Here is a 23,867-nt window from a genome sequence, read left to right as displayed (position 1 = left end):
ACCCCCACCCCCACCGCGATCATGCAGTTGTGGCACCTGACAAACCTGTCCATTGGGGACTTTTCCGGTGCCACAACTGCATGATCGACGCGAGTGGGGGGTGGGGGTGGGGGTGGGGTGGGGTGTTAGGGGGTGGTTAGGCGGCGGATCAGTTTGCGGAGGCCGGACTGCCAGCCGTCGGGGTCCTCGGCGCGACGGCGGGCGTAGTCGGCCACCTCGGGGTGCGGCAGGATCAGGAAGCGCTCCTCCGCCATCCCGGCCACCGCCGCCGCGGCCACGTCGTCCGGGCTGAGTACCGCACCGGAGGCCGCGATGATCCGGGCGCCCAGGTGACCGGCGGCCAGGCCGTCGGCCAGCATCGGTGTGTCGACTCCCTGCGGGCACAGCGCGCTGACCCGGATTCCCTGGTCGCGGTAGGTCACCGAGAGCCATTCGGCGAACCCGACGGCGGCGTGTTTGGTGGTCGTGTACGCGGCGTCGCCGACGGCGGTCAGGATCCCCGCCGCCGAACAGGTGTGCAGCAGGTAGCCACTGCCCCGGGCGAGCATCGCCGGCAGCACCGCCCGGGCGGCGTACACGTGGGCGAGCACGTTGACCCGCCAGGACCGTTCCCAGCCGGCGTCGTCGACGTCCACTCCCCCGCCGGTGCTCACTCCGGCGTTGGCGCAGAACACGTCGATCCGGCCGTAGCGGCGTTCGGTGTCGGCGACCAGGGCGCGTACCTGTTCCTCGTCGGTGACGTCGACCGCGACCCCACGGGCCAGTGGGCCCACGGCGTCGGCGACGGCCTCTGCGGCGGCACCATCCACGTCGGCCAGGACCAGCGCGGCAGCTCCCTCGGCGGCGAACCGCCGGGCCAGCGCCGCACCGATGCCCCCAGCTCCACCGGTGATCACCGCTACCCGGTCGGTGAGGTTCACGCCGACTCCTTCACGTCGTGCCCGAGCCGGGTGACCAGCGTGGCCAGGGCCGCCGGATCGGTGGCGGTGACCTCCGGGGTGGGCAGCAACGCCAGTACGGGCACGTCCACGCCGGCGTCGACGTACCGGTGCACCTGTGCCCGGCACTGCTCGGGTGAGCCGTGCAGGATCAGCGCATCGACCACCTCGTCCGGGATCGCGGCCAGGGCGCCACGCCGGTCGCCGGCCGCCCACGCCGCCCACATGTCGGCCAGCGCCTCCTGCCGGCCGAGCCAGCGATGGAACTCCGCGTACGCGGGCACGGTCAGATAGCTGGTGATCATCCGTCGGCCGAGGGTGCGGGCGTACCCGGCGTCCTCGGTGGGACAGACGAAGATCCGGGCGGCCACCTCGAACTGTGCCCGCCGCTGCCCCAGTTCGGCCACCGCCCGGGGGACGTCGGTGGCGGCGAGCCAGTTGAGGATGACTCCGTCGGCTTCGGCGGCGGCCAGCCGCAGCATGCCGGGGCGCAACGCGGCCAGCAGCAGGCGCGGCGGCACCGCTGGCGGCCGTTCCAGGGTGAACCGGCGTACGGCGAAGGTGTCGAAGGCGCCGTCGACGGTGTCCCCACGTAGCGCCGCTCGCAGGAAGCGCAGCACGTCGCGGGTGCGGCGGAACGGTTCGGTGAACTCGACGGCGTTCCAGTCGGAGACCACGACCGGCGACGACGCGCCGATGCCGAGGGCGAAGCGCCCGGGGGCGACGTCGGCGAGCGCGGCGGCGCTCATCGCCAGCAGGCCGGGTCCGCGGGTGAAGGCCGGTGTGATCGCGGTCCCCAGCCGCAGCCCCGGCTGCCAGGCGGCGGCCAGCGCCAGCGGGGTGAACGCGTCGGCCCCGTTGACCTCCGAGGACCACACGTCGGTGTAGCCGGCGTCGGCGAGGGCCGCGTACACCGCGGCGTGGTCAGCGAGCGGGATCCCGCTCAACGGCACCGTCATTGCCCATCGCGTCGTCATCGGTCGATGGTGCCTGCCCCGGCGTCGTCGGGCAAGGTCACGACGGCGGCAGCGGGGCCGTCACCAGCGCTAACCTTGCCGGCGTGACCTTCTCGCTCGTGGCTCGCTCCGACGACGGCCGGCTGCACGGCGTCGTCGTGGCCAGCCGTTTCCTGGCCGCCGGGGCCCTGGTGCCCGGTGCCGCCGCCGAGGTCGGCGCGATCGCCACCCAGGCACACGTGAACCTGGCCTACCGGCCGCAGGGGCTGGCGCTGCTGCGTACCGGCGTCTCCGCCGCCGGTGTGGTGGCCGGTCTGGTCGCCGCCGACCCGGAGCGCGATCACCGGCAGCTCGGTGTGGTGGCAGCCACCGGGCCGGGCGCCACCTGGACCGGTGTCCACTGCCGTGGCTGGGCCGGTGGGCAGGCCGGCGACGGTTGGGCGGCGCAGGGGAACATCCTCACCGGCCCGGAGGTCGTCGAGGGGCTGCGCGATGCCTGGCTGACCGGCGTCGATCTGCCGTTCCCCCAGCGGCTGCTCGCCGCGCTGCGGGCTGGTGAGGCGGCCGGCGGTGACCGGCGCGGCCGGCAGAGCGCGGGGCTGCTGGTGGTGCGCCGCGGCGGCGGGTACGCCGGCACCGGCGACACCATGATCGACCTGCGGGTCGACGACCATCCCGACCCGATCACCGAACTCGACCGGCTGCTCGCGGTGCACACCCTGATGTTCAGCCGGCCCGATCCGGCCACCCTGCTGGAGCTGACCGGCGCGCTGGCCGCCGAGGTCGCCGGCCTGTTGACCGCGCTCGGTCATCCGGCCGACCCCACGGAGCCCGACGACGCGTTGGTCGACTGGGCCGGGATGGAGAACCTGGAGGAGCGGCTGGCGCCCGGTCGGATCGACCCGGTGGTCCTGGCCCGACTGCGTGCCGCCGCCCCGCACGTCCCGGCACCCCGCACCGCCGTCTGACAGCGCGGGGTCAGCCGCCGAAGGAGAGCAGCCGGACGTCGGCGGCGTCGAGGGCGTCCTGCTCGGCTCGGCTGCGCGGGCTGCGGCCGGTGGCCTTGCGGATCAGGGTCAGCCGGTCCCAGCCGAGGTGCGCCGGGAGCGCCCGCCCGCCGGTGAGCAGGTCGGCGATCAGTCGGGCGGCGGTCGGGGTCAGCCATGGCGGCCGGTCCAGCGCCTCGGCCAGGTCGAGGCCGTGCACCCCGACCTCCACCACCCGGGTACGCAGGAACTCCGTCACCGTCATCGCGTCACCGTGCCGGGTGCGGACCACCCGGTCGGCGGGGTGTGCGTCGACCGCGCTGAGGGTGGCCCGCCAGGCCCGGTCGAAGTCAGCGTCGAGCACCGTGCCGGGCCCGGCGGGCGGCGCGTCGCGGCGGTGTCGGGCTGCCTCGGACCGGGCGGACTCGATCCGGTCGGCATCCACCTGCCGGGTGAACTTCGCCGCACCGAAGTAGCCGGCGGCGTCGACCTGGGCGGGGCCGGGCGGCGTGTCGCGGAGCATGTCGGCCAGCCGGTTGGCTCCGGTGCGGAGGTGGGCCAGCAGGTCGGCCACCGTCCACGGCGTGCAGCGGGTGGGACGGTCCAGGTCCGCCCGGTCGAGGGTACGCAGCACCGTGCCGAGCCGGTCGCATTCGTCGTGGAACGCCGACCGTACGGCGATCAGCCGGCTCATCCCTTGTAGCGGGGGACGAGACGGTGCACGGCGGTGAGTACCAGCGCCATCACCACCGCCATGGAGCCGGCGATGCCAGCGGCGCTGCCGGCGTAACCGACGAACAGCGGCCGACGGGACAGGTCCGCCACCGGGGTGGACCGCAGGCCCACCAGCCACCACAGGGCCAGTGCGCAGCCGATGATCGCCAGCAGCCCGCCCACGCCCAGCAGCAGGGCGGTGAGCCGGTGGGCGTCACCGGGGGCGACTTCCGCCCGTTCGCGCTGGGTGATCAGCAGCAGCAGACCGGCCAGCGCCGCCCAGACCCCGACCACCAGGAACGCGGCGACCGCGTCGCTGGGGCGGTGCCAGCCCGCCGACAGGGTCGCCACCCCGGCGGCGGCGGCGTAGCCGGCACCGATCACGGCGGCGAAGGGGCGTGCCTTCGGCGGGAGTACGAGCACCAGGGCCACCGCCACCGAGCCGGCGACGGTGGTGTGCCCGCTGGGCAGACTGTTGCCGACGTACGCCCGTTCCAGGTCGATGCCGTAGTCGGGCCGGCCCAGTCCGTACTTGAGTAGTTGGGTGGTGACGTTGGCGCCCGCGATCAGCAGGGTCGCCGCCACGGCCAGGGCGACCCGGCCCCGGATCAGCGCGATGAACCCGATCATCACGGTGGCTGCCAGCAGCGACACCACGGACATGGCGTTGAGGATCCGGTCGACCGGTTCCTCGATATGGTCGCGGCCGATCCGGTTGCCGGTGAGGGCAACCGTGTCGATCCACTGGCCGGCCTCCGTGTGGAGGGCGATTCGCCAGACGGCGATGAAGGCCACGGTCTGGATCAGGGCGAGCACCACCAACCAGACCGCCGTACCACCCCTGGGCGTCACGCGCACCCGCACAACTTAGCGGCAGCCACCCGGTCGACGGGCGGTGGCCCGCCCGTGGCGTGGAGATAGGTTGGCCGCAGGTGAAGGAGGGGATCCGTGACCGGCACGTCGCAGCGCAACGCCACCGAGGTCGGGCGACCGGAGTCGCTCGCCGATCTGCTCGGCGGGCGCCGTGGAGCTGTCGACGCGACCGTTCCGCCGGTCGCGTTCACGGCGGGCTGGCTGGTGGCCGACCGCTCGGTGCTGGCCGGGGTGGTGGCGGCCCTGGTCGCCGCGGCAGTGGTGGCGGGTTGGCGGCTGCGCCGCGGTGACCGGCCCCGGTCGGTGCTGATCGGGATGCTCGCGGTCTGTGTCGCCGCGCTGGTGGTGGTACGCACCGGACGGGCTGAGGACTTCTTCCTCGTGCAACTGCTGGCCAATGCCGCCAGCGCGCTGGCGTGGGCGGTGAGCATCGTGGTGCGCTGGCCGCTGCTCGGGGTGGTCGTCGGCACGGCGCTCCGGCAGCGGGGGCGCTGGCGGCGTGACCCGGCACTGCTGCGGGCGTACCGCCGGGCCAGTTGGGTGTGGGCGGGCAGCTACCTGCTGCGGTTGGCGGTGTTCCTGCCGCTGTATCTCGGTGGTCACGTGCTGGCTCTGACCGGGGCCCGGGTGGGACTGAGCTGGCCGCTGGTGGCGGCGGCGTTGGCGATCAGTTGGGCCGTGGTGCGTCGGTCGTTGCCGGCCGGCCATCCGGGGCTGCGGCACCCCGTGACACCGGAGACCGGGCCGCACGCGCGGGACGACGGTGAACCGGATCGGGTCACACCGCGACCGAGACAATAAGGGAGAGGCCGCCACGGGGGGAGCGGCCTCTCCGGTGATGTACGTTACTCCGTCCCGGGCCGGGTTGTGATCCCGGGGCGGTCACTTTTTTTCGCGATGTGCGCGCCGTGTTCGGCGGGTCGGGGTGGTGGGGTGGGCCGACTGCTCCGCTGCGTCGGCCAGAGAGCCGACCCACCCCGGCCTGACCGTGGGTGTCAGGCCGTCAACCGGGCCTGCCTCTACCCCCGAGGCTCGGCCGGCGCCTCCGGGTGGGTCACTGCCCACCCGGAGGAGTTCGTTCAGCCGTTGGGGAACAACTTCCCGTAGTCGGCGTAGGCCATGGCGACGTCCGCCTGGGCCCAGAAACGGTGGTAACGGAACTCGGGCTCCGGCCCACCGTCGAGGTAGGCCTGCACCTTCGGCCACGCCGGGTCGCTCTTGTAGAACGACCGGATGTCGAGGAAGCTCTTGCCCGGAGCGATGGCGTCACCGTTGGGCATCTCGCCGCTCCAGCCCGGCGGGATGTACAGGCCCTGCCCGGTGGAGGCGTCGTAGACGTCGTCGAAGCGCCGGTAGTCGCCACGCTTCTCCACCGTCGAGACACCCTGGGCGTCGCTGTGGGTGTGCAGCGCGTCCAGCAGACCCTTGGCGGTGGTCTTCGCCTCCTCGTTGCCCGACTTCGCCGCGTACGCGATGAGGGTGCGGGCGTAGGCGGCGGCGACGCCGACGTCCTGGCCCTTGACCGTCACCTCGACGTGCAGGTTGGTGTTCGGCTGCGGGTTGGTCGGGTTCCAGTTGTTGGGCTGGCCGGTCCACTTCATGTCCGACGGGATGGACCAGTTCTCGCCAAGCGTGGTGTTGGCGATCGCCCACGGCACCCACTTGTCCAACAGCGCCTTGGCCTTGGCGTTGCCGGAGACGAGGTACAGCTCGGCGATGCGCTGCATCGACCAGGCCTGCATGCCGAACCACTGGTTCGACGGCGGGTCGTTGTAGACCGGGTCCTCGTCGTAGAACATGCCGTAGAAGGTGGCCGTGCCGGCCGGCGGCGTGCCGTAGTGGCCGCCCCAGCTGTTGGTCGCGCCACCGGCGATGCCGCCCTCGGCCGACTGGAGCCAGGTGTAGAGCTCCAGCTGCCGGTTGAGGCTGTTGGTCCAGTCCGCCGCCGCGGTCGGCGAGCGCGGCTTGAGCTCGTCGACGTTGGTCAGCGCCCAGGCCGCGAACGGGTTCTGGTAGCCGAAGTGGCTGTGGCTGGAGCCGATCCGCCAGGACCAGTTCTGGCTGGTCTCGTACGCGCCGCCCCAGGCGTAGTACCAGGACAGCAGGTAGTGCGCGGAGTCACGGCCGTTGCCGGCCGGGCACTGGCTGGCCCCCACGCAGTTGCCGATCCGCTTGAAGTACTTGTCGAACAGGGCGTAGCGCAGGTAGTCACCCATCTTGGCGGCCTTGGCCACGGTGGCCGCCACATCGGCCTGCTTGTTCTGCTCCTTGGCCCAGGTCAGCGCCCAGTAGGCGGCCTGCACGGCACGGGCGTCGGCGTCCGGGGCGTTGGTGTACTTCCACTGCTTGGCCGGGGTGCCCGACTCCTTGATGAACAGGTCCAGGTAGCCGTACTGGCCGCCGTGGGCGAAGGTGTCGCAGGACGGCTGCGGCACGGTCTCCCACACCGACTCCTGGGTGCCCCGCTGGAAGGTGTTGATGTACGCGGGGCGGGTGGTGCCGTCACCGCAGCGGCCGTAGCCGTAGACGTTGTCGACGTCCAGCAGCCAGTGCATGCCGTAGATGGAGCCGGTGTTGTAGGTCGACTGCAGCTCCGACCGCAGCGGGTCCTTGCCGACCGGCACGTTCGAGTCCAGCTGGGACGGGTACTGGCTGGGCAGGTCGTGCTCGGCGGCGTAGGTGGCGTCACCGGCGGAGCCGGCGGTCGGCTGGTCGGCCGCGGACGGGATGATGTACTTCTCCATCACCGTCCAGGCGTTGTTGAACGGCGCCCAGTTCTGGGTCACCCGGCCGTAGTAGGCCTCCAGCCACAGCCAGAAGCTGAACGCTTCGGAGGTGGTCTCGTGGCCGTGGTCCGGCGCCTCGACGATGAGCGTCTCGATGGAGTGGTACGGCACGCCCTCCGGGCTGAAGTAGCCCGAGTTCTTGATCTTGTTGTACTGGGTGAGGAAGCGCTGGACGTACTCGCCGTCGCCGCCGGGCACGTCGTTGTCGATCTCGGTGACGGTGACCGTCGCCGGCGTGTGGCCGGTGGCCGAGGCGGTGATGGTGGCGGTGCCGCCGACGGTGTCGGCGTCCTCAGCGGCCCGGACGGTCACGTCGACGCCGGTGTTCCAGTTCGACGTGGTCAGCGTCGCCGAGGTCGGCGAGACGGTGATGTCGGTGTCCCCGGTACGCGCCAGGCTCACCGCGACGTTCGCGGTGGGCGCCCGGTTCAACTTGAGGTTGAACGTCGAGCTGCCGCCCTCGGGGACGGTCAGCGCGGTCGGCGTGGCGACCAGTGCCGGCGAGGTGGTGCCGGCGACGGTGAACGACCGCTCGGCGATCGCGGACAGACCGCTGTTGTCGTACGCCCGGGCCTGCACCGTGTAGTCACCGGCCGGCAGGCTCTCCAGGGTGTACGCGTACGGCGCGGTGGTGTCGGTGTTGACCAGCAGGCCGTTGCGGTAGAACTCGACCCGGGCGATGGTGCCGTCGGGGTCGCTGGCGGTGGCGGTCAGCGGCACGGTCGCCGGGGCCGTGAACGGGCCGGCGGGCACCGACAGGCTGACCGTCGGGGGCTGCGGGTTCGTCGTGCCACCGCAGGTGACCCCGTTGACCGAGAACGAGGTCGGCTTCGCGTTGGTGCCGGAGTACGAGCCGTTGAAGCCGATGCTGGTGCTGCCACCGGCGGGGATGCTGCCGTTCCAGCCTTCGTTGACGGCGGTGACCTCGTTGCCGCTCTGGCTCCACCGGGCCGACCAGCCCTGGACGACCCGCTGGTTGCCGGGGAAGGCGAACCGCAGGGTCCAGCCGTTGATCGCGTCGCCGGTGTTGCGGATGGTGAGGTTGGCGGTGAAGCCGTTGCTCCAGTCGTTCGTCGTATAAACCACGTCGCAGGCCGGTGCGGCCTGTGCGGCGGCGGCGGGGACGGTGGCCCCACCGATCGCCAGCGCCGCGGCGGCGAGCCACGCCAGGCGCCGACGTCTAGCCAGGTTTCTCATCTGCGCGGTGTCTCCTCGGACCAGGCCGGTGGCGATGACGCCCCGGCGATGACGCCCTCGGGACGACGTGTCCGACGAGGCGCCAGTGGACGGTGGTCGCTGTGGCCCAGGTGGGCCGGCGCGGCGGGGCGCCGTACGGGGACGGCTGCTGTTCCCGCTGCTGGCGGACGCCGTACCGGACGAACCGGAAGCCCTCGACGACCCGCACTCACGCGTACCTTGGCTCCGCGCGGTCGATCGACAGTGTGCCATGGAAGCGCTCCCAGCGCTAGCACGCGGATTTCCGGAAACACCGAGTTGTTTCGATCTCGTTTTGGGGCTTTCACAAAGCCGTGACGGGCGTTACAGTCGCAGCAACGTCGATGGGAGCGCTTCCATCGACAGAGTTCCACCCGGAATATCGACCGGGGTCGTGCCCACGGCTCCGGGGAACAGACCGCAGGCCGACGGCGGGCCAGCCCGGACACCGCCGTCAGCCGTCACCCCACTTCAGTGGAGGGAGGTGGATCCTCAGCCACTCGCGTGGCCCGGCTCCCGCGCGACACGCACAACTGGGACGCCAATCCGAACGTGCGTGTACCGCAACACGGTGGGGACGGGGGTTGCCCTCCCCCGTCCCCACACTAAACCCCCGTTCACGATGGGAAAAGAGGCCGACGGGTCAGTCGCGCACCATCCGCGCGCCCCCGCACGGCAGTCGACCCGCCCGCCGACCGCCATCAGCGACGCCCCCGCCGACCGCCCGGGCGCGCACCGCCGGTCCGCCCTGCGGTACTCGGCGCACCCGGTTCCGCCGCACCCGCTGCCGACCGGACAGCGCCCTTCCCCACCCCACGTCACCCCGCCACCCGAGTCCGTCCGCCCCACCCCTCGCGACGGCTCGGAACCAGCGGGACCGCCTACCCTTTACCCTTGATTGGGAGCGCTCCCGGGCTCAGGCGGTCATCCCCATCCACGAGGAGAACCCATGTCGATACTCACCAGGCGGCACCTGCTGCGCCGCGCGGCGCTCTCGGCCACCGCCGCCACCCCGGTCAGTGCTGTCCTCGGCGCCACCGCCGCAGCCACCACGGCCACCGGTCTCGCGGCCTGCCAGTCCGACGACCCGGGCGACGACCCGGCCACCGCATCGAACCCGGCCGTCCGACGGTCCTTTCCGCCCGACTTCGGTTGGGGTGCCGCGACCTCGGCCTACCAGATCGAAGGCGCCACCAAGGAGGACGGCCGCGGCGAATCGATCTGGGACTCGTTCAGCCGCACCCCCGGACGCACCCGCAACGGTGACACCGGCGACGTGGCGGCCGACCACTACCAACGCTATGCCGAAGACCTCGATCTGATGCGCGACCTGGGGCTGCGCAGCTACCGGTTCTCCATCTCCTGGCCGCGCATCCAGCCCGACGGAACCGGCGCCGCCAACCAACGCGGCCTCGACTTCTACCGTCGCCTCGTCGACGGCCTGCACGAACGCGGGATCGCCCCGATGGCCACCCTGTTCCACTGGGACCTGCCGCAGAGCCTGCAGGACACCGGCGGCTGGGAATCCCGCGACGTCGCCCACCGCTTCGCTGACTACGCCGCCATCGTCTTCGACGCCCTCGGTGACCGTGTGCCGGTCTGGCTGACCATCAACGAGCCGAAAACCGTGGTGCAGAACGGCTACCTCATGGGTCACCACGCCCCCGGCCGGCAGGACCCCGACGCGGCGTACCTGGTCGCCCACCACCTCCAGCTCGCCCACGGCCTCGCGGTGCGCGCCCTGCGCGCCACCGGCGGCACCGGACGCATCGGCCCCGCCTTCAACCTGCACCCCTGCTACCCCGCCGACGACTCCACCGCCGCCGCCGAGGCCAGCCGCCTCCACGACGGCTACGAGAACCGGCTCTACCTCGACTCCGCGTTGACCGGTAGCTATCCGCAGGACGTCCTGGCCGACCTCGGACCCGACAGTCGGATGGTCCGTGGCATCCGCGACGGCGACCTGGAGATCATCTCCAGCCCGATCGACCTGCTCGCCGTGCAGTACTACACCCCGATCTACGTCACCGCGTCCGGCGGCACGGTACGCCGCTGGCCCACCTCGGAGGCGGAGTGGCAGCAGATCTACCCGGACGGGATGTACGACATCCTGACCCGGGTCACCCGCGACTACGGGCCGATCCCCCTCACCGTCACCGAGAACGGCCTGCCCACTCCCGACGAGCTCAGCGCCGACGGCACCGTCGAGGACCACGGCCGCGTCACGTTCCTGCGCGACCACCTGGCCGCCGCCCACCGCGCCATCGCCGACGGCGTGCCGCTGGAGAGCTTCCACGTCTGGTCCCTGCTCGACAACTTCGAGTGGGCCGAGGGCTACGAGCAGCGGTGGGGCCTGATCTACGTCGACTACCCCACCCAACGCCGGGTGTTGAAGCGCAGCGCCCACTGGTACCGCCAGGTCATCGCGGACAACGCGGTCTGACCGTGCAAGGAAGGGCACCTTGTTAACGCCTCGGGTGGTACAGGGGCCCCTTCTTAACATCCGCTCGCCGGCAGCCCGCCGGTCGTCGGCGAGCGGATGATCACCGCATCGGGCGAGCCGGCACCGAGGAGCATCGCGGCCCACGCCGTAACGTACTGACGTGGCAGATCACCCTCGATCACTCGGGCGGCAGTTCTGGACCTTCTGGAGTGCCGCCGCGCTGGCCAACGTCGGCGACGGCATCCGGGTGGCCGCCTTCCCGTTGCTGGCCGCCGCGCTCACCGACGACCCGCTGGCGGTCGGCGCCGTCGCCGCCGCCCAGTTCCTGCCGTGGCTCGTCTCCGGACTCCTCGCCGGCACCCTCGCCGACCGTCGAGGCGCCCGTACGCTGCTCGCCGCCGCCGACACCGGCCGCGTCGTCGTGCTGGCCACGTTGGCCGCCACCGTCGCCCTGGGCTGGGCGACCATCGCGGTCGTCGTCGCCGCCGCGTTCCTGCTCGGCGCCGGCGAGACCATCCGGGACACCGCCGCCCAGACCGCCGTGCCGAGGCTCGTCCCCGACGCCCAGTTGGAGAAGGCGAACGGACGCCTCGTCGCCGGCGAGATCGTCGGCAACGAGTTCGTCGGCCCGCCGGTGGGTGCCCTGCTGTTCGTCCTGGGTGCCGCCATCCCGTTCGCCGTCAACGGGGCTGCCCTGGCGCTGGCGGTGATGCTCGTCCTCTCCCTGCCGCTGACCCTCGCGCACCGGGTCACCACCGACACCGTCGAAGTACCGCCGGCCACCGACGGGGTCCTGGCTGGCCTGCGCTGGCTCGTCCGTCAGCCGATGCTGCGCACCCTGGTGCTCGTCACCGCCGCCGTGGCCGCCGCCGACACCGCCTGGTTCGCGATCTTCGTGCTCTACGCCCGCGACGCCCTCGGTCTCGGCGCGTTCGGCTTCGGCCTGCTGCTGGCCACCGGCGCGGCCGGCGGGCTGATCGGCTCGTTCGCCGCCGATCGGCTGGTCGCCCGCTTCCACCACCGGTCCGTGTTGACCTGGTCGATGGCTGTCACCGCCGGCGTACCGGTGCTGCTGGCGGTCGTCGGGCACCGCGCCGCCGCGGTGGTCGTGGTGGTGACCACCAGCGCGGCGTTCGCCGTGCTCAACGTCGCCGCGCTGTCGGTACGCCAACGGCTGGTGCCGGGCGGGCTGCTCGGTCGGGTCGTCGCCGCCTCCCGCATGGTCACCTACAGCTGTACCGCCCTGGGCGCGCTGGCCGGCGGGGCCCTGGCCGCCCGAGCCGGCATCGACGCGCCGTTCGTGCTCAGCGGCATCATCGCCGTGGCCGCCACCGTCGCCTGGTGGATCGCCTCCCGCCCCACCACCGGTGGCGACGCACTCGGCCTTCGTTAGCGCACCGCCGGCCGACAAGCACCGCACCGCCGGCCGACAAGCACCGCGCCGCCGGACGGCGGCACCGCACCACCGGACGAGCACCGCGCCGCGGGCCGGCGGGCACACCATGGCTCAGCGGGGCAGCGCCTGCTGGAGTTCGGCGCGCAGGGCGGGGGTCAGCATCTCGCCTGCCTGCTTGGCCAGCCGGGCCATCTCGTAGCCCACCACACCGATGTCGGCGTCCGCCGCCGCCAGGGTGGCCAGGATCGAGCCGTCGCGTACCTGCATCACCAGGAAGTAGCCGCGCCCCATCTCGACCACGGTCTGCTTGACCACGTCCCCGTCGAACATCTGGGCGGCACCGGCGGTGATGCTCATCAGTCCCGAGGTCACCGCGGCGAGCTTGTCGGCGTGGTCCCGGGGCAGGTGGTCGGATATCGCGACCAGCAGCCCGTCGGAGGAGACCACCACCGCGTGGGCCACCCCGGGCACCCGCTCCGCGAACGCGCTGACCAGCCAGCTCAGGTCACGAGCTTCCTGCGACAACGTCGTCACTTGCGTCCTCCTTCGCTCCACGCCCCGAGCGGTGGCACGGGTATCTCGGTGGTCTCCTCGGCCTCGGCCCGCCGCACCCCGCTGTACAGCCTGGACAACATCCCGCCGACAGCGTCCGGGTCCGGGTCGGTCCGGGTCGCCGGCTGCTGATCCGGGCGGGCCGGCTGGGTCACCGCGCTGAGCTGCGCCATGGGCACCCGCACCGGCAGGCCCCGCTCGTTCGTCCCGGCGGTCACCGGCACGGCCGGCGGTGCCGGTGCGCCGGCACCCACCGCGGGTACGACCGATGTCGGTCCCTCCCGCGACCACCAGCCGCCACCGCCGGTCACCGGGGCCGCCGCCGGGGCGAGCACGTCCTCGGCGCGTACCGGCACCGGGTGGGCCTGGCGGGGCACGGTGGTGGGGCGACGCCCGGCCACCGGCAGGTCCGCCGGCTCCGGGTTGGCCGGGGCAACCGGCCGGGGTGTCGCCATGGGCAGCCCACGCGGCGACGGCACGGGGTCCAGGCTCGGCGGCGGCGCCGGGGCGAGCAGCGGACGCGGCAGCCGGACCCGGGCCACCAGCCCACCGGCGCCGCCGTGCAACCGCACCTCGATGCCGTGCCGTGCGGCGAGGTGACTGACCACGAACAGGCCCATCCGTTCGACCGCCGCCACGTCGGCGGCCGGCGGCGCGGCCAACACCGCATTGGCCTCGGCCAACGCCGTCGCACTCATGCCGAGGCCCTGGTCAGCGATCTCGATCACCGCACCGGGCCCCTCCACCCGGGCCATCACCTGCACGATGGTGTCCGGTCGGGAGAAGGCGGTCGCGTTTTCCAGCAGCTCGGCCAGCAGGTGCACCAGCTCACCCACCGCGTGCCCGACCACGTGCAGATCCGCCACCGCCTCGTGCCGCACCCGCTGGTACTGCTCGATCTCGGCGCTGGCCGCCAACAGCACCGCGCTCAGCCCGATCGGTCGGTTCCACCGGCGGGTCGACTCGGTGCCGGCCAGCACCAGCAGACTCTCGTCGTTACGGCGCATCCGGGCGGCGAGGTGATCCAGCTTGAACAGGTTCTCCAACTGCTCAGGGTCGCCCTCCTCGCGCTCGAGGTCGTCGAGCAGCTCCAACTGCCGCTCCACCAGGACCTGACTACGTCGGGCGAGGTTGACGAACATCGCGTTGACGTTGCGGCGCATGTTCGCCTGATCGACCGCCACCCCGACGGCGCTGCGGTGCACCGCGACGAACGCCTCGGCCAGTTCACCGATCTCGTCGAGCGAACGCACGACCGCGGGCGAGACCTCGATCGGTGGTACGCCACCGGAGACCGATCGCAGCCGGGCCAGCGCCTCGGGCAGCTCGATCTGCGCGATCCGCAGCGCCTGCGAGCGCAGCAGCCGGATCGAGCGGGCCAACGACCGACCGATCAACACCGAGATCAGCACCGCCACCAACAGGACCGTGATGATCCCGCCGACGACCAGCAGCGTCTGCCTCAGCTGGGTTTCGCTCGCGTCGTCGGCCTGCCGTGACGAGGCCGCCAGCACCTCCGACTCGAAGCGCTGCAACAGCTCGTGACGGGCTTCGCTGGCGGTCCACCACTGCTCCGCGTCCAGCACCGCCGAACCGGAGGTACCCCGGGCCAGCGCCTGCTCCTCCAGTCGGGAGGCGGCGACGAAAGCCGGATCCAGGCTCATCTCGTCGTAGCGGGCCACCTGCGCGTTGGTCGCGACGATCCGGAACGCGCCGAGGGCCGCCAGCTGCCGCGCCCGCAGCTCGGGCAGCGTGGCCGTGTCGTCGGAGTCGTAGCTGCCGGCACGGGCCGCCGAGTACAGCTCCGCCCGAACTCGTGAGGAGAGATCCTTCGCCCGGGCGAACTGCACGTATCGCAGCACCGCGTCGGCCAGCTCCGGCCGGTCGGCACCCGGCGTCGGCTGGGCGAGCAGCGTCAACAACGCGTCGATCGCGCGGTGGTAACTGCCGATGATGGTCTCGTCGCTGAGCACCACCGTGTTCAGCGTGTCCCGGATGTAGTTGATCTGCTGGTAGGCCTGCGAGGCCACCCCGTAGACATCACGCCACGAGGCGTCCGCCTCGGCAAGCGGTTCGGCCGCCGCGCGCAACGTCGCCACCGCCTGGTCGGCGGCGTCACGGTAGGGCTGCAACACGGCCAGCCGCTCTTCACTCGCCTCCTCGTCGACGGCGGCCCGCAGGGCAGGCAGTTCACCCGCCGTACGGTCGCGCTCGATCTGCAACCGGTGGGTCAGGGCGACGATCTCGCGCCCGATACCGACCTGAGCGGCGAAATCACCCAGGGTGCCAGCCTGGCTGACCAGGCTCTGGGTCTGCACCCCCGCCAGCACCAGGAAGGCGACCGACGGGATGACCAGCACCGTGGCCAACTTGGTGCGCATCCGCCAGTCCTGTAGGCGCAGGGGGGAGCGGCGTCGGTGGGGTACCACTCGGACGTCGAACCGACGACGGCGGTGCTGCGACACCCCGTGCGCCTGCTCCGGTCCTACACCCACCCGCTCCTCCTCCCCCACGCGTCCGCCGCGATCCGGGGAGCGCAGTCCATCCAACCAGGCCCGAGAGCAGTGTCAACGCCCTGCCCTTATGAATGGTTCAGGAAGAATACTGCTGGTCGCCACCCTATGCCGAGGTCGGTGACTCTTGATCATCCGTCCGGCCGATGTCAGCCATCACCACGGCGTCGGCGATCCGGCCGGTCGCCACCAGCGCCGCGCCGGTGGCGCCGATCTCCGGGTGCCGCCCGAAGCGAACCGGCCGGGGGGTGAGCACCGCCGCGAACGCCTGTCGCCACCAGGGTGAGGCGGCCATCGCTCCCCCGCCGAGGACCACCTCCACCGAGCGGCCCACCGTGGACTCCAGCACCAACAGATCGCCGACGACCTGCTCACACACCCCGTACATCAGCCCGGCCAGCATCTCCACCGCGGTGGTGCCGAAGCCCAACGCCCGCAGCTCGCCCCGCCCGGCCGGTCGATGACCCGGCGGACGGTCACCACCGAAGCCGACGGCGACCGGACAGCCGCCATCGGGCGGCAACCGCGCCAACGCCTGCTCCAGCGCCGTGCCGGTCGGCAACCGCAGTTCCCGGTTGGCCCAGGCGAACAGGTTCCCGCCGGAGGAGTACGCGGCCCCGGTCACCACATGGTCATGGTCGACGCGGTAGCGCCACAGCTGGTACGGCAGGACCGCCGGCTCGGTGTGTGTCGACATCCGCTGCAACAACCGCACCGCGGAGGAGGTGCCCACGGTCACCGCGGCCCGGCTGGGATCCACACAGCCGGAGCCGACGTTGGAAGCGGCACCGTCACCGAGCGGCGGTGTCCACCGCACCCGAGCCAGGGGCGGCCACCGCCGGCCGTACTCGGCGCGTAGTCCACCCCGCCAGTCCCGCGTCACCAGGTCAGGGAGGTCCGCGCCGTCACTGTCGGCCAGGGCGCAGGCCTCCGGGTCCCAGTCCAGGGTGTACAGGTCCAGCAGGCCGGTGCCGGATGCCTGCGATATCGACATCGGCGCCTCGGTGAGCAACCGACCGAGCACGTACTCGACCAGACCGGCGAAGCTGGCCACCCGGACCCCGGTGCGGGTTCGCAACCAGGGCAGCCGCACCGACCAGTAACACCGGTGCCACCAGGTGCCGGTGCGCTGGTGGAAGGCATCCGGGTCGGTTGGACCGACCGCCGTGGCCGGCGGCTCGGGCCGGGTGTCCAGCCAGGTCAGGACGGGCCCGAGCGGCTCGCCGTCGGCACCCAGCGGAACCACCGAGTGCCACTGGCCGCTGACCGCCACCAGCTCCACACCGTCCAGCCAGCCCTGCTCGTGCAACTCGTCCAGGCACTCGATGAGGCAGCCCAGGTAGCGCCGGGCATCGAGGGTGCCGGTGCCCTCGTCGTCGACGGTGAGCACCACGCGACGACGGGCCAGCGCCCCCGGCAGCGGTCGGGCGTCGTCCAGCACGAGCCCACGCACCGACGAGGTGCCCAGGTCCAGCGCGAGAATCTTCATCGCGGGTCAACGTACCCGGTGATCGTGACGCCAGAACGGTCCCGCGCACCAGGTCCGCCGATCGGCTTCCACGCCGGCCACCCGACGCGTAGAGTGTTCGCATGCTCGCGCGATTGACCTGCTGGTGGCCCGCCGACCCGGCGGCCCTTCCCCGCGCGTAGCTTCATCCCACGCGGCCGCCCCACGAGGCGGCCGCCGGTCATGTCCCGGCCCCCGGGCCGCCTCCGACGGCGGTAGCCCGGCCCGAGGAGACCGATGCACCAGCTGACCGACCTGCTCAACAAGCTCACCGCCGGCCTCGATCCCGGCCCGTTCGCCCTGTTACGCCGCGACGGTGCCGACCACCTCGACCTGTTCACCGGCACCATGACGACCGTCGACCGGCTCACCGACATCCCGCTGCCCGCCGACCAGGCCGGCCCGGCGACGCTGGCCCTGGTGCCGTACCGACAGGTCGCCGAACGGGGCTTCGCCTGTGTCGACGACGGGGTTCCCCTGGAATGCCTGCGGATCGACCGCCACCACCGGCTGCCGCTGGTCGGTGTGTTGGACGCGCTGCCGACCGCCGAGGTACGCACCATCGACGCCGCCTTCGACATCAGCGACGACCAGTACGCCGCCATCGTGGCTCGGGTGCTGGCCGACGAGATCGGCCACGGTGAGGGCGCCAACTTCGTCATCCACCGCACTCTGCGTGCCCAGGTGCAGGACGCCCCGCTGGCCGCCGCGCTGGCCGCGCTGCGTTCGCTGCTGATCCGGGAGCGTGGGGCGTACTGGACGTTCGTGGTGCACACCGGTACGCGCACCCTGGTCGGTGCCAGCCCGGAGCGACACGTCAGCGTCGATGACGGCCTGGTGATGATGAATCCGATCAGCGGCACCTTCCGGCACAACGGTGCCGCCGCCGACCGGGCCGCGCTGCTGCGCTTCCTCGCCGACACCAAAGAGATCGAGGAGTTGTACATGGTCCTCGACGAGGAGTTGAAGATGATGGCCACCGTCGCCGAGCGGGGCGGGCAGGTGGTCGGACCGTACCTGAAGGAGATGTCGCACCTGGCGCACACGGAGTACCTGCTGGCCGGACGGGGTTCGAAGGACGTCCGCGAGGTGCTACGGGAGACGATGTTCGCGCCGACGGTGACCGGCAGCCCGATGGAGAACGCCTGTCGGGTGATTGCCCGACACGAACGCACCGGACGGCGCTACTACTCCGGAGTGCTGGCCCTGCTCGGCCACGACGAGACGGGCCGGCAGACCCTCGACGCGCCCATCCTGATCCGCACCGCCGAGATCTCCCGCACCGGTGAGCTGCGGGTACCGGTCGGTGCGACCCTGGTCCGGCACTCGACCCCCGCCGCGGAGGTCGCGGAGACCCACGCCAAGGCCGCTGGCGTGCTGGCCGCCCTCGGCCTGGGCCCGCAGGCACCGGCCGGGCCGCACCCGACGCAACGGCTGGCCGACGATCCGCAGGTACGTGCCGCCCTTGCCGCCCGCAACGCCCCACTGTCCCGGTTCTGGCTGGACCAACGACCGTCGGACGCTCTGGTCCTGCCCGCGCTGACCGGGCGGCGGGCCCTCATCGTCGACGGGGAGGACACCTTCACCGGGATGCTGGCACATCAGCTCCGCGCGCTCGGGCTGTCGGTGACCGTCCGGCCGTGGCAGGCCGAACAGCCGATCCGGGCGTACGACCTGGTGGTGGTCGGCCCGGGTCCGGGTGACCCGACCGGTGACACAGAGAAGATGATCAGGCTGCGGGCCCTGCTCACCGAGCTGCTGGACGCCGGGCACCCGACGCTCACCGTCTGTCTCGGCCACCAGCTTCTCGCCGGTCTGCTCGGGCTGCCCGTGCACCGCCGGGACGCGCCGTACCAGGGGCTGCAACGCACCGTCAGCATCTTCGGCACGCCCCGCCGGGTCGGCTTCTACGCCACCTTCACCGCCCGCGCCACCGCCGACCGTCACGACGGTCCGTACGGGCCGGTGGAGTTGGCCCGCGACGAGACCGACGGCGCGGTGCACGCCCTGCGTGGGCGCGGCTTCGCCGGGGTGCAGTTCCATCCCGAGTCGGTGCTCAGCCCGGACGGGGTGGCGGTCCTCGCCGACCTGCTGCCCGAGCTGTTGCCGGCGCCGGCCGGTGAGTTGTCCCCGGCGGCGCAGGCATAGCCGAGCCGATCCGGGGTAGCGCTGTGAACGGCCGGCGGTCCGGGCGGGTCTGAGAGCCCCCGCCCGGGCCGCCGGTCCGGTCGTGTCGGAACGCTCAGCCGGCCAGGCCCTGCTTGAGCGCCGCACCGATCCGCACCGCCCGCTTGGCGGTCAGCGCGGTAGCGCCCAGCGCGACGTGGTCGGGCGGGACCTCACCGTTGTTGCTGGTGTGCGAGGCGCCGTACGGGTTGCCGGCGGTGAACTGGCTCGGGTCGGTGTATCCGGGGGCGACCACGATCCCGCCCCAGTGGTAGAAGACGTTGAACAGCGACAGCAGGGTCGATTCCTGCCCGCCGTGCTCGGTGGCGGTCGAGGTGAACGCCGAGTAGACCTTGTCGGCCAGCGCCCCCTGGGCCCACAACGGGCCGGTGGTGTCGATGAACTGCTTGAGCTGGGCGGCGACCATGCCGTACCGGGTCGGCGCACCGAAGATGATCACGTCCGCCCAGGTGAGATCGTCCGGCTGCGCCTCCTCCACATCCTGGGTCTCCAACCGGTGCGCCTGCCAACCCGAGTTGGAGCGGATCGCCTCGTCCGGCGCCAGCTCGCGTACCTTGCGCAGCCGCACCTCCGCACCCGCCTCACCGGCAGCCTCGGCAGCCGCCGACGCCATCTGATAGGTGATGCCGGTGGCGCTGTAGTAGATCACCGCCGCCTTGACCTGTGCCGCCATCGCGTGTCCTTCCTCCTCGGGATCAGCTTCGGCGACTACCCGCTGCCTGCATCGACAAACGCCGGCCACGTCCACCGGTCGACGGACACCACCGTTCCGTCGACCGGTCGTCCCGCCCCCGCCCGCAGCGGCAGACGATCAAAACATGACCGCAACCCCCACCGTCCGCGTACGCGGACTGCGCAGGACGTACGGCGACATCGTCGCCGTCGCCGGCCTCGACCTAGACGTCGGCGCCGGCGAGGTGGTGGCGCTGCTCGGCCCCAACGGGGCGGGCAAGACCACCACGATCGAGATCCTGGAGGGTCACCGTCGTCGCGACGCCGGGGAGGTGAGCGTGCTGGGTCATGATCCGAGCCGCGCCGACCTGGACTGGCGCGTCCGCGTCGGCATCGTCGCCCAGGCCAGCGGCGACCTCGGCGAGTTGACCGTCCGGGAGGCGCTGAGCCACTTCGCCCGTTACTACCCCCGCCCCCGGGATCCGGAGCAGCTCACCGAGTTGGTCGGCCTCACCGCGAAGGCCACCGCCCGGGTACGGACCCTCTCCGGCGGTCAGCGCCGTCGTCTCGATGTCGCCCTCGGCATCGTCGGTCGCCCCCGACTGCTCTTCCTCGACGAACCGACGACCGGCTTCGACCCGCAGGCCCGCCGCCGATTCTGGGACCTGATCCGGCAGTTGGCAGGTACCGAAGGCTGCACGATCCTGCTGAACACCCACTACCTCCAGGAGGCCGAGGCGCTGGCCGACCGGGTGGCCGTCATCGTCGGCGGTCGGATCGTCGCCGACGCGACGCCGACGGCCCTCGTCGGGCGGACCGCCGCACGCACCGTCGTGCGATGGGCCGACGGACGGCAGGAGACCGACGACCCGGCCGCGCTCATCGCGGCGCTGACCGGCCGCTACGGCGGCACGGTGCCGGAGCTGACGGTCAGTCGGCCGAGCTTGGAAGACGTCTACCTCGACCTGATCGGAGATGCGTCATGACCTCCACCGTCCTACCCGGTACGCCGCGGCGGCCGTCGGCGGCCCGTCTCGGATTGCACCGCGCGGCCATCGAGGTGAAGAGCTTCTTCCGGGAACGCGACGCCGTGGCGTTCACGTTCGCCATGCCGGTGGTGATCCTCGCCCTGCTCGGCGCGATTTTCGACGGCGTCTACCCCGGCAGCGACGTGACCTCCGCCCAGTATCTCGCACCCAGCATGATCGCCGCCGGGGTCGCCTCGACGACCTTCATCAACCTGGGCACCGGCATCGCCGCCGACCGCGACGACGGGACACTGCACCGGTTGCGCGGCGTGCCGATGCCACCGTCGGCGTACTTCATCGGAAAGATCCTGATGGCCCTGGTGATCACCGTCGGCGAGACGGTCGCGCTGCTCGGTATCGCCGTGGTCGCCTTCGACCTGTCCCTGCCCACCGACCCGGAGCGCTGGCTCACCTTCGGCTGGGTCTTCCTGCTCGGCGCCACCGCCTGCGCCCTGACCGGCATCGCCGCGAGCGGCCTCGCCGGCTCGGCCCGCAGCGCCGGTGCCGTGATGAACCTGCCCTACCTGGTGCTGGCCTTCATCTCGGGGGTCTTCTACACCCCCGTCGGACAACTGCCCGAGCCGCTGCTCACGGCCGGCTCGCTGTTCCCGCTCAAGTGGATGGCGCAGGGCTTCCGATCGGTGTTCCTGCCCGACAGCATCCTCCCGCAGGAGGTCGTACCCTCCTGGGAACACGGCCGGATCGCGCTCGTGCTGGCCGCCTGGTGCATCGGAGGGATGGTGCTGTGTCTGACGACCTTCCGCTGGCGCAGTCGACGCTCCCGGTGACCGTCGAGGCGGCGACCTCGCCCACCGCCCCGGCCACCCGCAGCGCCGACGGCCGCCGGAAAGCCCTGGCCGACGAGCCGGTCCGCGACACCGCCGCCACCGACTCGTGGCGGGGACGTTTCCGGCTCTGGGACCTCTACTTCGCGCTGGCGGGTGCCGGGGTCGCGCTGCTCGTGGCCGCCGACACGTCATGGTCCCCGGTCGCCCGCGTCGGTTGCCTCACGCTCTTCCTCGCCCTGGCTGGCTGGTACGCCGGCTTCGGCCGACGCCTGATGCGCGACCTGGTCGAGGACTGGCGAGGCTATCTCTACCTCGCCGGAATGGCCCTGCTCTACATACCGGCGGTGCTGCTCAACGGCAACGCGTCGTTCCTGCTGTTCGTGCTCTGCCCGCAGATGTTCATGGTGCTGCCGGCCGTACCGGCGGTGTTGGCGGTGGTGCTGTTCAACTCGGTGCACATCGCCGTCCTGGCCATCCGCCTGCCGGACCTGCACGACCTCGTCGCGCCAGGGCTGGTCGCGGTGATGATCGTGTTCGTCGTCTGCGTACTGGGGGTCTGGTCGCAGCGCACCGTCGAGGAGAGCACCCGGCGTGCCGACCTGATCGCGGAGCTGGAACGCACCAGGGCGGAGCTGGCCGAGCTGTCCCACCAGGCGGGGGTCGCCGCCGAACGCCAACGACTCGCCGCCGACATCCACGACACCGTCGCGCAGGGCCTGTCCAGCGTGGTGATGCTCGTTCAGGCCGCCGAGGCCGACCTGGACGGCGACCCCGACCGGGCCCGTCGGCATCTGACGCTGGCCCAGCAGACGGCCCGGGAGAACCTGGTCGACGTACGCACGCTGGTCGCCGCGTTGACGCCCGCGCAGCTCGCCGACGCCCCGTTCGAGCAGGCGCTGCGCCGGTTGGCGCAGCGGTTCAGCCAGGAAACCGGGGTCGCGACGAACTGTGTCGTCTCCGGCACCGGCCCGACGCCGGGCACGGAGCTGGAGGTGGTGTTGCTGCGCGCGGCACAGGAGGCGCTGGCCAACGTCCGTCGGCACGCCCACGCTCGCGCGGTGGCCATCCTCCTCGGCCGCGACGAGCGGCGGATCGTCCTGGAGATCGCCGACGACGGCACCGGATTCGACGCCGACGCCGTCACCGACGGCTACGGCCTGGCCGGGTTACACGCCCGCGTCGAGCAGGCCGGCGGCTCGGTGGGCGTACGCTCCGCACCCGGCGCCGGGACCACGATCCGGGTGGAGGTGCCCTACCGATGATCACTGTGCTGCTGGTGGACGACCATCCCGTCGTCCGGGCCGGCGTGGCCGGCATGCTGGCCGGCGCGGACGACATCACCATCGTCGGTGAGGCCGGCGACGCCGCCGAGGCGGTGACCCACGTCCGCCACCGACGACCCGATGTCGTGCTGATGGATCTGCGACTGCCCGGCGGTGACGGGGTCGACGCCACCACCCGGATCCTCACCGAGTCACCGCAGACCCGGGTGGTGGTGCTCACCACCTACGAGACCGATGCCGACATCCTGCGCGCTGTCGAGGCCGGCGCGGCTGGTTACCTGCTCAAGGACGTCGCGCGGGCCGACCTGATCACCGCCATCCGCACCGCCGCTCGCGGCGGCACCGTCCTCGCTCCGTCGGTGGCCACCCGCCTGCTGCATCAGGTCCGCCGGCCAACCCGCGGCACGCTGTCCGCCCGCGAGGTGGAGGTGCTGCGCCTGGTGGGTCGGGGACTGTCGAACGCGGAGATCGGACGCGAACTGCACATTAGCGAGGCGACCGTGAAAACCCATCTGCTGCGTACCTTCAACAAGCTCGACGTATCCGACCGCACCGCCGCGGTCACCACCGCGATGGCCGCTGGCCTGCTGTGAGCCGTGCCCGCCTCTTAATCCTGGGAGGGCGTGGTGATGAGGTCAGTGAGCAGTTTCTCGATGCGGGTCTTGATCTCGTCGCGGATCGGGCGCACCGCCTCGATGCCCTTGCCGGCCGGGTCTTCGAGCTTCCAGTCCTCGTAGCGCTTGCCGGGAAAGACGGGGCAGACGTCTCCGCAGCCCATGGTGACGATGACGTCGGAGGTTTCGACGGTGTCGTACGCCAGGATCTTCGGTTTCTGGTCGGTGATGTCGATGCCGACCTCGGCCATGGCCTCGACGGCGGCGGGGTTGATGGTGTCGGCGGGGGTGGAGCCGGCGGAGCGGACCTCGACGCGGTCGCCGGCGAGGTGGCGGAGCCAACCGGCGGCCATCTGGGAGCGGCCGGCGTTGTGGACGCAGACGAACAGCACGCTGGGTTTGTCAGGCACGAGGGC

At 72.0% G+C, this 23,867-nt stretch carries 19 protein-coding genes; 9 read left to right on the top strand and 10 right to left on the bottom strand.

The window, feature by feature from the left end; translation table 11 throughout:
• Nucleotides 1-125: 125 nt before the first annotated feature.
• Together Vlu01_RS22455 and Vlu01_RS22450 are read right to left on the bottom strand one after the other, a co-directional pair.
• Nucleotides 126-920, bottom strand: coding sequence for an SDR family oxidoreductase (locus Vlu01_RS22455; protein ID WP_204002859.1), 795 nt, complete (start codon nucleotides 918-920; stop codon nucleotides 126-128).
• Nucleotides 917-1,897, bottom strand: coding sequence for an LLM class F420-dependent oxidoreductase (locus tag Vlu01_RS22450; protein WP_204002973.1), 981 nt, complete (start codon nucleotides 1,895-1,897; stop codon nucleotides 917-919). The genes Vlu01_RS22455 and Vlu01_RS22450 overlap by 4 nt, the downstream gene beginning before the upstream one ends.
• Before the next feature lie 101 nt (nucleotides 1,898-1,998).
• Here Vlu01_RS22450 and Vlu01_RS22445 point away from each other — a divergent pair, with 101 nt between their 5' ends.
• Nucleotides 1,999-2,862, top strand: coding sequence for a DUF1028 domain-containing protein (locus Vlu01_RS22445; RefSeq protein ID WP_204002857.1), 864 nt, complete (start codon nucleotides 1,999-2,001; stop codon nucleotides 2,860-2,862).
• 10 nt (nucleotides 2,863-2,872) lie between these two features.
• Here the strand turns inward: Vlu01_RS22445 and Vlu01_RS22440 are convergent, their stop codons facing one another.
• Nucleotides 2,873-3,574, bottom strand: a complete 702-nt coding sequence (locus Vlu01_RS22440) for a maleylpyruvate isomerase N-terminal domain-containing protein (RefSeq protein WP_204002855.1) — start codon at nucleotides 3,572-3,574, stop codon at nucleotides 2,873-2,875.
• The gene (locus tag Vlu01_RS22435; RefSeq protein WP_204002853.1) at nucleotides 3,571-4,458 is read right to left on the bottom strand and encodes a phosphatase PAP2 family protein; all 888 of its coding nucleotides are present in this window, start codon (nucleotides 4,456-4,458) and stop codon (nucleotides 3,571-3,573) included. Before Vlu01_RS22435 ends, Vlu01_RS22440 begins: the two co-directional genes overlap by 4 nt.
• 84 nt (nucleotides 4,459-4,542) lie before the next feature.
• On the opposite strand from Vlu01_RS22435, the gene Vlu01_RS22430 reads away from it, so the two are divergent.
• Entirely contained in the window at nucleotides 4,543-5,268 is a 726-nt protein-coding gene (locus Vlu01_RS22430) for a DUF3159 domain-containing protein (RefSeq protein WP_204002851.1), read from the top strand.
• A 278-nt stretch (nucleotides 5,269-5,546) separates the two neighbouring features.
• Here Vlu01_RS22430 and Vlu01_RS22425 read toward each other — a convergent pair whose 3' ends face one another.
• Complete coding sequence (locus Vlu01_RS22425) at nucleotides 5,547-8,450, bottom strand: glycoside hydrolase family 48 protein (protein ID WP_204002848.1); 2,904 nt, start codon at nucleotides 8,448-8,450, stop codon at nucleotides 5,547-5,549.
• Nucleotides 8,451-9,417: 967 nt separating this feature from the next.
• On the opposite strand from Vlu01_RS22425, the gene Vlu01_RS22420 reads away from it, so the two are divergent.
• On the top strand, nucleotides 9,418-10,911 hold the full coding sequence (locus tag Vlu01_RS22420; protein WP_239096055.1) for a GH1 family beta-glucosidase: 1,494 nt from the start codon (nucleotides 9,418-9,420) through the stop codon (nucleotides 10,909-10,911).
• A gap of 160 nt (nucleotides 10,912-11,071) precedes the next feature.
• The gene (locus Vlu01_RS22415; protein WP_204002845.1) at nucleotides 11,072-12,304 is read left to right on the top strand and encodes an MFS transporter; all 1,233 of its coding nucleotides are present in this window, start codon (nucleotides 11,072-11,074) and stop codon (nucleotides 12,302-12,304) included.
• 114 nt (nucleotides 12,305-12,418) lie between these two features.
• On the opposite strand, the gene Vlu01_RS22410 is transcribed toward Vlu01_RS22415, so the two are convergent.
• The 3 genes from Vlu01_RS22410 to Vlu01_RS22400 all read right to left on the bottom strand — a co-directional run bounded on the left by Vlu01_RS22410 (nucleotide 12,419) and on the right by Vlu01_RS22400 (nucleotide 16,861).
• The gene (locus Vlu01_RS22410) at nucleotides 12,419-12,841 is read right to left on the bottom strand and encodes a roadblock/LC7 domain-containing protein (RefSeq protein ID WP_093408063.1); all 423 of its coding nucleotides are present in this window, start codon (nucleotides 12,839-12,841) and stop codon (nucleotides 12,419-12,421) included.
• The gene (locus tag Vlu01_RS22405; protein WP_204002842.1) at nucleotides 12,838-15,354 is read right to left on the bottom strand and encodes a sensor histidine kinase; all 2,517 of its coding nucleotides are present in this window, start codon (nucleotides 15,352-15,354) and stop codon (nucleotides 12,838-12,840) included. The genes Vlu01_RS22410 and Vlu01_RS22405 overlap by 4 nt, the downstream gene beginning before the upstream one ends.
• Before the next feature lie 124 nt (nucleotides 15,355-15,478).
• Nucleotides 15,479-16,861: an FGGY family carbohydrate kinase gene (locus Vlu01_RS22400; RefSeq protein WP_204002839.1), complete on the bottom strand. Its 1,383-nt coding sequence runs from the start codon at nucleotides 16,859-16,861 to the stop codon at nucleotides 15,479-15,481.
• A gap of 255 nt (nucleotides 16,862-17,116) precedes the next feature.
• On the opposite strand from Vlu01_RS22400, the gene Vlu01_RS22395 reads away from it, so the two are divergent.
• On the top strand, nucleotides 17,117-19,027 hold the full coding sequence (locus Vlu01_RS22395; RefSeq protein ID WP_204002836.1) for an anthranilate synthase family protein: 1,911 nt from the start codon (nucleotides 17,117-17,119) through the stop codon (nucleotides 19,025-19,027).
• A 94-nt stretch (nucleotides 19,028-19,121) separates the two neighbouring features.
• Here the strand turns inward: Vlu01_RS22395 and wrbA are convergent, their stop codons facing one another.
• Nucleotides 19,122-19,739 (bottom strand): NAD(P)H:quinone oxidoreductase, encoded by a 618-nt coding sequence (gene wrbA / locus Vlu01_RS22390; protein ID WP_204002833.1) that lies wholly within the window; start codon nucleotides 19,737-19,739, stop codon nucleotides 19,122-19,124.
• A 145-nt stretch (nucleotides 19,740-19,884) separates the two neighbouring features.
• Between wrbA and Vlu01_RS22385 the strand changes: the two genes are divergently transcribed.
• From Vlu01_RS22385 to Vlu01_RS22370, 4 genes are read left to right on the top strand one after another with little or no spacing between them, the layout of a single operon-like run.
• On the top strand, nucleotides 19,885-20,724 hold the full coding sequence (locus Vlu01_RS22385; protein ID WP_204002830.1) for an ABC transporter ATP-binding protein: 840 nt from the start codon (nucleotides 19,885-19,887) through the stop codon (nucleotides 20,722-20,724).
• Nucleotides 20,721-21,554 (top strand): ABC transporter permease, encoded by an 834-nt coding sequence (locus Vlu01_RS22380; RefSeq protein ID WP_204002827.1) that lies wholly within the window; start codon nucleotides 20,721-20,723, stop codon nucleotides 21,552-21,554. Before Vlu01_RS22385 ends, Vlu01_RS22380 begins: the two co-directional genes overlap by 4 nt.
• On the top strand, nucleotides 21,512-22,816 hold the full coding sequence (locus Vlu01_RS22375) for a sensor histidine kinase (protein WP_239096054.1): 1,305 nt from the start codon (nucleotides 21,512-21,514) through the stop codon (nucleotides 22,814-22,816). Before Vlu01_RS22380 ends, Vlu01_RS22375 begins: the two co-directional genes overlap by 43 nt.
• Entirely contained in the window at nucleotides 22,813-23,430 is a 618-nt protein-coding gene (locus Vlu01_RS22370; protein WP_204002824.1) for a response regulator, read from the top strand. The genes Vlu01_RS22375 and Vlu01_RS22370 overlap by 4 nt, the downstream gene beginning before the upstream one ends.
• A gap of 14 nt (nucleotides 23,431-23,444) precedes the next feature.
• Here the strand turns inward: Vlu01_RS22370 and Vlu01_RS22365 are convergent, their stop codons facing one another.
• Nucleotides 23,445-23,861: an arsenate reductase ArsC gene (locus Vlu01_RS22365; RefSeq protein ID WP_204002822.1), complete on the bottom strand. Its 417-nt coding sequence runs from the start codon at nucleotides 23,859-23,861 to the stop codon at nucleotides 23,445-23,447.
• Nucleotides 23,862-23,867 lie beyond the last annotated feature (6 nt).

The sequence above is a fragment of the Micromonospora lutea genome (genome assembly GCF_016863535.1).
In the GTDB taxonomy this organism is placed as follows: Bacteria; Actinomycetota; Actinomycetes; order Mycobacteriales; family Micromonosporaceae; genus Micromonospora; species Micromonospora lutea.
The sequence above is the reverse complement of the archived record's forward strand: the minus strand, read 5'-3'. Positions and strand labels throughout refer to the sequence as shown.

Coding starts and splice junctions, on each gene's coding strand:
- Vlu01_RS22450 (WP_204002973.1), bottom strand. CDS start 1,897: ATGACGGTGCCGTTGAGCGGGATCCCGCTCGCTGACCACGCCGCGGTG.
- Vlu01_RS22440 (WP_204002855.1), bottom strand. CDS start 3,574: ATGAGCCGGCTGATCGCCGTACGGTCGGCGTTCCACGACGAATGCGAC.
- Vlu01_RS22425 (WP_204002848.1), bottom strand. CDS start 8,450: ATGAGAAACCTGGCTAGACGTCGGCGCCTGGCGTGGCTCGCCGCCGCG.
- Vlu01_RS22420 (WP_239096055.1), top strand. CDS start 9,418: ATGTCGATACTCACCAGGCGGCACCTGCTGCGCCGCGCGGCGCTCTCG.
- Vlu01_RS22400 (WP_204002839.1), bottom strand. CDS start 16,861: ATGAAGATTCTCGCGCTGGACCTGGGCACCTCGTCGGTGCGTGGGCTC.
- Vlu01_RS22395 (WP_204002836.1), top strand. CDS start 17,117: ATGCACCAGCTGACCGACCTGCTCAACAAGCTCACCGCCGGCCTCGAT.
- wrbA (WP_204002833.1), bottom strand. CDS start 19,739: ATGGCGGCACAGGTCAAGGCGGCGGTGATCTACTACAGCGCCACCGGC.
- Vlu01_RS22385 (WP_204002830.1), top strand. CDS start 19,885: ATGACCGCAACCCCCACCGTCCGCGTACGCGGACTGCGCAGGACGTAC.
- Vlu01_RS22380 (WP_204002827.1), top strand. CDS start 20,721: ATGACCTCCACCGTCCTACCCGGTACGCCGCGGCGGCCGTCGGCGGCC.
- Vlu01_RS22370 (WP_204002824.1), top strand. CDS start 22,813: ATGATCACTGTGCTGCTGGTGGACGACCATCCCGTCGTCCGGGCCGGC.